The organism is Jutongia hominis, assembly GCF_014384965.1.
Taxonomy (GTDB): Bacteria; Bacillota; Clostridia; order Lachnospirales; family Lachnospiraceae; genus Butyribacter; species Butyribacter hominis.
In genome coordinates this window covers 1-7233 of sequence record NZ_JACRSW010000021.1, presented here as the reverse complement: position 1 = coordinate 7233, position 7233 = coordinate 1, and the positions used below count along the sequence as shown (strand labels likewise).

The window sequence follows — 7233 nt, the reverse complement described above, 5'->3', positions numbered from 1 at the left end:
TCCAAAAATGTCTTATTCTGCTCTGTATTGATGAGCTGGAATACAATCTTCTCGTTAGCATCCTTCATAATGCTGTCCACATCAACAACCGGAGCCTGCTCATATGCCCTTTCCATAAAATCACATGCAGCCATAAGTGTTTCCTCAAGATCACCACAGTCCTGATACTTCTTATACATGTCATTGATATAAATCGTAGGCGAAATGTTCCTGCCTTCTTCTCTTAAGATGATGCCATCAAGAGTCACATTCACCTTTTCCACTGGCTCTGCCACAAGCTCCATTCCTTTGAATTTCTCAGGCATATAATCCATAAACTTTTCTTTTACTACTTCCTTAAAAATCTCGTAATTCATCATATTACGGTTCCTCCTTAATCTAAATTGTCATATAAAATTCCCTCATCATCGGGATTATTGTGTTCTCTGTAACTGTTGTCTTCTTCGATTCCCATATCAAAAGTGGTATGAGATTTTCTTTTCTTTCTGTAATAATTCTTGAGAAACATGCACTTTCTACAGTTCTCACAGAATAATTCTTCTGGCGGAATACCAAGTGCCTTTGCAATCCTGTTCAACGTTCCCGTCTTTGGAACTCTTGAACCATTTTCGTATTGGGCAATTCTTACATCACCTCTATTTTCAAAACCACTTTTCTCGCCCAGTTCCCTGAGTGTCATTTTTTGTCGTTTTCTGTAATATCTGATTCTTTCTCCTACCACTGTTTGTCCTCCAAATCAAAAAAGCGGAGAACATAAGTCACTGGCTTACATTCCCCGCAAGGTTAATTATTACTGTTTATTCTTTTTCTTTCTTCCACGAAGTCCGACTCCAACACCTGTAATAAGTGCAAGTGCACCAATTCCAAGATAAAGAAGCGGATTTGCATTGTCGCCTGTCTGTGGAAGCTTAGGCTCTGTCGGTACATTGACAAGCTTAAGAGTTGCTACAACAACATCCGGTGCATTGTCATCATATCGAAGAGTTACATCATGGGCTGTTTCATCAAGGATATATCCGTCAGCTGCTTTTGTCTCAACTACTGTATAATGGATATCTTCCTTAAAAGTTCCATCCTCGTTGTAAGTACAGATAGGAAGCTCCTTGCTCTCTGCATGACCATTCTTGTCAGTAGTGAGTGTATCAAGCACCTTTCCGTCCTTATCTCTTACTTCAAATACAACACCCTCGATTGGCTTTCCGGTTACTTTGTCAGTTTTCTCAATGACAATCTTACCGACTGCCTGCTCATCCTTCATGGATACCTTCTGGATTTCTGCTGTCTCCTTTACTTCAAAGGTCACATCACTTGCCACCTTATATCCATATGGTGCAGATTCCTCTCTGAGTGTGTACTTTCCGACAGGAAGTCTCTCAATCATATGAGTCTTTCCTGCCTCTGATGTCCAGCTCTCAACAAGCTTTCCATCAGCATCAATAACTGAAAGCTTTGCTCCAGGTAATTCTTTCTCGCCTGTGATATCAGTCTTTGAAATCTCTACCTTGATCGGTGCATTTTCAAATGCTGCCTTAAACTCGATAACCTTTACCTTATCTCCCTGATATGAAGCATCCACATCAAAAATCTTATCAGACTTCACATAGCCCTTTGGTGCCTCAATCTCTTTGACATAATACTGTCCAAGCGGAAGGTCAGAGGTAAATGTTACTTTGCCATCCTTTCCAGTAACACCTCTCTCAATCTGTGTATCTGCTTTGACAATAACCTTTCCATCCTTATTTACGATATCTTCTTTCGCATACAAACCAAATACAGCACCTTCAAGCTCTTTCTTTGTCTCTGAATCAGTCTTTGTAACAGTAATCTGCACTTTCTGACGCTCATTTGTCACATCCATTCCTGCGAAAACAACCTTTGTATTCTGGTCGATATAGGAAAGGTCTGCCTCAATCGGTGTATCATCTAATACAAATCCATCAATGGTCTTTGTCTCAACAAGATAATACTTGCCAAGTGGAAGGTCATCAATTCTTGCGATACCCTTATCATTTGTCACGATGGTTGCCACCTTGTCTCCTGCCTTATGATATACAGTGTCAAGTCCGTCAGCACTTACGATATCCTCTTTTGCATATACATCAAAAGTTACTCCTGCAAGGCTGTCCTTGAAGAAATTGAAGATAAAGTCATACCAGTAACCCTTCATAAGAGTAGTATCTGTTACAAATTCGCCATCCTTATTGATGACAATGGAACCTGTAGGTACTTCATCCTTCATCTCTACATGCTGCACTTTGCCTGTATCCTCTACTGTAAACTGGATATCAGTTGCCTTGAGGTATCCGTAAGGAGCAAATTCCTCACGAAGAGTGTAAGTCTCTCCAACTACAAGTCTCTTGATTACATGTGCTTCCTTAGCATCAGATGTCCATGTGTCTACCACATTTCCATCCTTATCAAGTACAGTAAGTGTTGCACCTGTAAGCTCTGCACCGCTTGTGATATCTGTCTTTGTAAACTCAAAGGTTGTAGGAGTGTTCTTATACTTGCTGTTATATACAGCAGTCTTAACATCCTGTCCCTGATATTTTGTATCAAAGTTTACTGCTTCCTCATTTGTCACATATCCGGCAGGCTTTACAAGCTCCCTTGCAACATATTTTGCAAATGGATAATCCTTAACAAAAGCAATCTTTCCATTCTCATCAGATGTTGTCTTCTCAAGAAGTGTGCCTTTCTCGATAATTACCTTGCCATCTACATTCTTGATATCCTCGTCTGCATAAAGACCAAATACTGCACCTGCAATCGGTGTGTTATCTTCTGCATCAAGCTTAGTCACTGACATATCAAGCTTCTGTCTGTCATCTGAGAAAGTAAGGCTTTCCTTGATAACAGGTGTCTTATCATCCACATATGTGAATGTCACTTTCTGCTCATTCGGATTTAATACATATCCGTATGGAGCTTCCACTTCCACAACTCTGTACTGTCCAAGAGGAAGATTCTTAGCTGTTGCCTTTCCATCCTTGCCAGTTGTAAGAGTTGTCACAAGGTCTCCCTTGCTGTAATACTTAATGCGGTTTCCGTCTGCATCCTTCTGGTTGTCTGCTGTGTAAATATCCTCGGCAGCATAAACTTTGAATTTTGCTCCGGCAAGTGAGCCTTCCTTATAAACAAACTCTTTCTCATATGAGCTTGCAAGAAGTCCACCCTTGAATCCGTCAAGTACCTCACCCTTCTTTTCTACAGTCATTTCTCCGACTGCAGGGGCATCGGAATATTCCACAGTAATGATTGCATCATTTGTATCACCATCTGTTTCAAATGCTGTATCAGTATCAACAGAGATGCTGACATACTTATCATTTACAACATATCCGTATGGTGCAGATACTTCCTCAATACGGTAGTTACCGATTTTAAGTGCTTCAGGTAAGATTAAATCTCCATCATCGTCAGTAAAGAATGAAGTATGCTCGACCTTTGACGGATAAGTTGTGTACTGCTTCACATATTCATTCTTATCAATATTGAAGATCTTAAACTCTGCATTTGGTACAAGTACTGTCTGCTTTGTATCGGAATCCTTCTTGATTACACGAAGCTTTGCAGTAAACTCCCTGTCAAGGAATACTCTCCATGTCTGAGGCTTGTCAGGATGGTTCTCGCTGATTTTTACCTCAAATGGCTTGATTGTCTTCATGTTATGCGGAGTCTTTGACTCTACTACCACATAAGTTCCATAAGGAATTGCAATGGATACTGCATGTCCTTTGTCGTCTGATGTGATTGTTGTGGCTCCATTTTCACCGATTACTACTGGAGTTGCCTTATCAAAGTCATAGCTTCCATCTTCCTTTACAGGTAAAGATGATTTTAAGTAAGCTGTAAACTCTGCTCCTGCAAGAAGTCCTGCTTCAGTATCATCGCCATTGTCCGATACCTTGATAAGCTGGAATGGCTGCTTGATGACCTGCTCTGCGGAAGTTGTACTTCTTGATACCTCTGCTACTAAGTCTCCCTCGTAGTCGCATACTACATCATGCTCCTCTTCATCAAGAAGATAGCCTTCTGATGGTGTGATTTCTTTCACATAATAGTTGCCAAGATAAAGGTTATTTACCTCTGCCTCGCCATTCTTATCTGTTGTAAGAGTTGCAACTAAGTCCCCTGCTTTAAATACAACACCTGTTGCTCCGTCCGGATGCACGATATCGTTTCTGGCATAAAGACCATAAACTGCTCCTTCAAGGCTTGCATCACCCTGTGGAACTGCCTTGCCCGATTCCTTATCTACCTTGTAAATGTGAATCTTAGCTGTAGTTCTGTCATTCTTAAATGTGTGGCTGAATGATGCCTTTGCCTGTGTTTCAGGCAATACATTGAAGTTGAAACTATACACATCAGACTGGTTTCTGATATAAGCGTATGGTGCCTGTGTCTCTGAGATATAATATCCGTTAGAGATTGGCAGATCCACGCTGTAGCTTGCCTTTCCGTCCTCACCTGTAGTTACTGTCTCAAGAGCTGTACCCTTTGTCACAATAACCTGTCCGGCATAGTTTTTGATGTCATTTCCGGCATAAAGTGTGTACTTGCCACCATCAAGAGGATTCTCTGTGTCAGAGTCCTTCTTTACGACAGATACATCGGCTTTCTGTCTTGTATTCTCAATCGTAGTTGATTCATACTGTACTGTCACAGTTTGGTCCTTATACTCAACTGCTACTGTCTGAGGTGTGGTATTGATTGTATACCCGTCAATGCTCTTAATCTCAGTTACCACATAAGTTCCAAGATGAAGGTCAGATAATACCACCTGTCCGTCAGTTCCTGTTGTAAGGCTTTCTGCCACAACATCGCCAGCACTATACACCTTTGTACCATCTGCCTTATAGATATCTGCTCCAGCAGTTACCTTAAATGCTGCTCCGGAAAGCTTCTTTTTCTCATAAGTGAAGTTACTTCCATTCCATGAGCTAAGCACCTCACCCTCTTTATAGATTGTGATTGCTCCAAGCTGCTCTTTATCTGTTGCAGAGATTCCCGTTGTCTGTCCTGCTTTTACAGTAAGTGTATGAACTTTACCGGAAAGGACATATCCCTTTGGTGCGGTAATCTCTTTTACATAATAAGTACCTGCGACAAGTGCAGCTGACTTTGCATATCCGTTTCCATCTGTTGTCATGGTCTGTATTCTGTTTGTGCATCCGCTGTCAGAATAGATTCCATAGACTGCACCGGAAAGCTTCACTCCGCTTGACTCATCTGTCTTTGTAAGCTCACCATATCCGATATTCTCTGTCTTGACCTTGATATATGCTTTGATAGGATCTGCTGTCGGTCTTTCAGAAATAAACTCCTGATATCCGCTCTTTCCTGTAAGCCAGAATACACAGCTTGATGTTGTCTCAACCTTGCCAGCATTGGATGTGAATGTTCCTGTTGTAGCTGTAGTATTCACGCTCGTTGAAGAGATTGTAATACTGTTGCCATTCTTATCAACAGAATATCCGCTGATGCCAAAATCAAAATCCGATAAAACACCATTGCTGTCAGATAATGTTGTTTCAAATCTCTGACTTCCCTCATTCCACTTTAATTCATAAGTTGGTGCCTCACTGGTTCTGCGTGATGCAAAACTTGGAAGCGTTGCATTGTAGGAACTGTTGATATTGTCCCTGAGTCTCTCATAATAGCTGTATGAAGAATCAGGACTTGGTGCTGTGTTACAGAGCTTTCTTGCTGCCGAATCACCACTTCCGGTTCCAAAGATATCTGCTACAATAACCCATACCATTGCCTGAGTTGCGATATACTCATTGCACTGACTATTGCTTGGTGCCGCCTTTTGTGTACTGTTAAACCCATAATAAAGGCAGTAACTTAAAAGCTTTCTCTGCTGTGCTGACATTGATGTGCTCGCATCATCGTAGCTGTTCATAAGCTGACCGCCATCTGCTCTTAATCCGAAATTCATACAATATGCAGAATTTCCGTCAAGAATTGAATACAGAATCTTACCATGATTATATCCGGGCTTCAGCTCACTTACTTCTCCGGAATTTTTGACTGACGCATTCCAGAACGCAATATTTGCCTGCGGACTGGCTGCAAATGCTGTTGTTCCATTCGTAAAGAGTGTTCCAACCAGTGTGAGCATAGCCATAAATCCTGCCATAAAACGCTTTAGTTTCTGTTTCATGTGCTCTTTCCTCCTTAATTTACGCATAAAAAAAGAAAGACATAAGTTTATGGCTTACATCTTTCTTCCTTCTGCTTCTATTCGTTTTTATTTATCTGTGACATCGAAACTCGTAATAGTTTGTGCCGCCTGTCGTGTAAACTCCATCATAACTGATGTAGAATACCGGATCTGTTTCCAAAAGTAACATACTTGCAATATATTCTGCAATTGCATCCTCAGATGATAACCGCTGTCCATCAATGGTACTTGCTTTGTTGAGGTCTGTCTCTACAAACACACTATAATAAGAGCCTTCCATACCATCGTAAGGATAATACTCATTGTACTCTTCCTGCGTGATACTGCCGTCATTCAAATGATTCTGTAAATTCTGCTGTGTGGTAATCATCCCTCCTGCCTGACACTTTGCTGTTGCAAGTGACACAACATTCTGTGGACTGTACGCCACGGATGCAGGCTTTGGATTGCTCACATTGTCTTTCGGAATGTCTGTAGTCTGACCACCATTACCTGCATTACTCTGATTTCCACCAGCTTCCTTATTACCACTTGCAGGAGCTTTCTGTTCCGACTCGTCATTCTGCTCTGACTTTTCTTTCTGCTTTGAAGCAGTTTCATTATCAGCAGACTGGTTATCTTCCTTATCCGTCTTCTCTTCTGAATCTTTAACCTCGGCAATATCTTTCTCTGTCTCTTCACTTCCAGCTTCGGTTGCGACCTCTGTGACAGCTTCCGTTGCCATTTCTGCTTCTTCAGTTGGCTTTACACTTTCCGTCTGTTTCTCTGTCTTATTATCAGCCTTTTCCTTACCACCATTACAGGCAGCCATTGAAAAGACCAGTACTGCGGATAATAAGATAATCCTTATCTTCTTCATAGTAATCACCCATCCCTTCTCCGCAAGAGGGACGGGCTTTGTGTTCCGTGCCATCCACCCTTGCGGTGAACTATTTATCTGTAATGCACGGGACACATAGGACTGTCCCGTATTCTGTGCATCTTAAACTCCTTTCATTATACCAGCTCTCTTATTTTAAAGAAATACTGCATAAGTCTTCTGT

4 protein-coding genes are annotated in these 7233 nt (G+C 41.4%); all 4 read right to left on the bottom strand.

What is annotated here, in order from left to right; genetic code table 11:
- The coding region (locus H8700_RS05480) for a DUF5688 family protein (protein WP_249303217.1) at positions 1 to 359 on the bottom strand (359 nt) is incomplete at its 3' end.
- Between the two features lie 14 nt (positions 360 to 373).
- Positions 374 to 721, bottom strand: a complete 348-nt coding sequence (locus H8700_RS05475) for a helix-turn-helix domain-containing protein (protein ID WP_021894481.1) — start codon at positions 719 to 721, stop codon at positions 374 to 376.
- Between the two features lie 69 nt (positions 722 to 790).
- A complete protein-coding gene (locus H8700_RS05470; RefSeq protein ID WP_181974912.1) occupies positions 791 to 6169 on the bottom strand; it encodes a SpaA isopeptide-forming pilin-related protein in 5379 nt (1792 codons plus the stop codon).
- Positions 6170 to 6260: 91 nt separating this feature from the next.
- Positions 6261 to 7103, bottom strand: coding sequence for a hypothetical protein (locus H8700_RS05465; protein WP_334299644.1), 843 nt, complete (start codon positions 7101 to 7103; stop codon positions 6261 to 6263).
- Between the last annotated feature and the right edge of the window lie 130 nt (positions 7104 to 7233).